At 66.4% G+C, this 1236-nt stretch carries 1 protein-coding gene; it reads left to right on the top strand.

What is annotated here, in order from left to right; translation table 11 throughout:
- Positions 1-117: 117 nt before the first annotated feature.
- Positions 118-1236 (top strand): IS4 family transposase (locus ACFTSF_RS41610; protein ID WP_380161136.1); only part of this gene is annotated, 1119 nt, incomplete at its 3' end.

Genomic DNA, 1236 nt, shown 5'->3' with positions numbered 1-1236 from the left:
GTGTTGAACGTAAAGCAGCGGAGCTCTGTTGGGTAGACAGGTTTGTCCTCGCGAGACAACCAGCTACCTAAAGAGGCTCCGCTGCCTGTCCAGTCTGTCATTACCCGCACGATCACAGTGGCTGCGGGTGCTTTCGCGCCTGGTCATTTGGGCGAGTTGACCCAGCATGTTCCGTTCGAGATGGTTGACGAGGCACTGGCTGAGTGCGGTCGCGTTCAGGTCCGGGTGCGCGATCTGCCCGCCCGGGTCGTGGTCTATCTGATAGTGGCCGGGTGCCTGTTCCCCGACCTGGGCTATCGCCAGGTCTGGCACCGAATGGTCGCCGGTCTGCAGGGCGTGGCCGTCGCGGCACCGACCGCGGCTGCGTTGACCCATGCCCGGCGCCGGCTCGGCACCGGACCCTTGAAAGCATTGTTCGACCTGGTCCGTGGCCCGGCCGCTCCACTGGCCGCGGCAGGCATCCGATGGCGAGGGCTGCTGATCACCGCGATCGACGGCACCACTTTGAGCGTGCCCGACACCGATGCGAACCTGGCCGTGTTCACCAAACGAGCCAGCGGGAACAGCGGCTCCTACCCACACCTGCGCTTGCTGAGCGTGGTCTGCTGCGGCACACGCACCATCATCGACGCAGCCTTCGGGCCCTCCAGCACCGGTGAGACCAGCTACGCCCCACCCCTGCTGAGCCGTGCTCTGCGCGCCGGCATGATCGTGCTGGCAGACCGGGCCTTCGCCACCCAGGCCATCATCACCGCGATCACCGCCACCGGCGCGGAACTGCTGATCCGCTGCAAAACCAACCGCAAACTCCCCGTTCTGCACCGCCACCACGACGGGTCCTACCTGTCGATGTGGCACGGCACCCCGGTCCGCGTCATCACCGCCGAGATCACCATCGCGACCACCCACGGCAAACGCACCGGCAGCTACCGGCTCATCACCACCCTGCTCAACCCCCACACCCACCCCGCGTTCGACCTGGTCGAGCTCTACCACCAACGCTGGGAAATCGAGACCACCTACCTCGCGATCAAATCCACCGTCCTCGGCGGCCACGTCCTACGCGCCCGCACCCCCGACGGCATCACCCAAGAGGTCTACGCCCACCTGATCGCCTACCAGATCCTGCGCCACGCCATGACCGACGCCACCAACACCCAGCCCGGCACCGACCCCGACCGGGCCAGCTTCACCATCGCCCTCAACGCCGCCCGCGACCAACTCATCCAAGCCACC

Source organism: Kribbella sp. NPDC056951 (assembly GCF_042674205.1).
In the GTDB taxonomy this organism is placed as follows: domain Bacteria; phylum Actinomycetota; class Actinomycetes; order Propionibacteriales; family Kribbellaceae; genus Kribbella; species Kribbella yunnanensis.
Note: the sequence above shows the minus strand (reverse complement) of the source record. Positions and strands in the feature narration are given on the sequence as shown.